The organism is Micromonospora sp. D75, assembly GCF_018070405.1.
Classification (GTDB): Bacteria; Actinomycetota; Actinomycetes; order Mycobacteriales; family Micromonosporaceae; genus Micromonospora; species Micromonospora chalcea.
The window spans coordinates 1-610 of record NZ_JAGPXV010001144.1; the positions used below are offsets into that span (position 1 = coordinate 1).

General features: G+C 72.5%; 1 protein-coding gene. It reads left to right on the forward strand.

Features of this window, described 5'->3' with window-relative positions; genetic code table 11:
- On the forward strand, window positions 1–565 hold a 565-nt coding region (locus KBX39_RS32545), incomplete at its 5' end, for a hypothetical protein (protein ID WP_247660832.1).
- Window positions 566–610: the final 45 nt, after the last annotated feature.

The following is a 610-nucleotide window of genomic DNA, read 5'->3' on the forward strand; positions in this document are numbered from 1 at the left end:
GGCGGCGCGAATGCCGCCCGCCCGCGCATCCCGGGGCAAACCGAGTTTGATCGACGACGGCTGTCGACTAGCGTGCGCAGGCGTGAAAACCAATCGGATCTTGCCGATCCTCCTGACCTGTGCCGTGCTGGGGCTCGCCGCGTGCGGCGACGAGAAGCCCTCGACCACGGCCGGGCCGGCGGCCACCTCGGCCTCCGCCACCCCCTCGTCGGCAGCCCCCTCGCCGTCGGCGGCCGCCGCCGTGAGCGACAAGGAACTCTGCACCGCCGCAGAGAAGATCAACAAGGACATGCGGGCGAATCTCATGACCGCCGTGCAGTCGGGCGACGACCTGACGAAGCAGACCGGCGCGATCCTGACCGAGCTCGGTGACCGGGTGACCCAGCTCGCCGGGACCGCCGGCGACGGCAAGGCGGCCACCGCCCTGAAGGAGTTCGCCGCGGAGGCCGCCAAGGCGGGCTCAGCCGCCGACCCGGGCACCGCCGCCGACAACCCCGCCATGGAGAAGGCCAGCAAGGACATCAACGCCGCCTGCAAGACGGCCGGCGCACCGACCACCTTCTGACGCCGACGCCCCTGTCGTCCGTCCGGCGCGCGCCGGACGGACGAC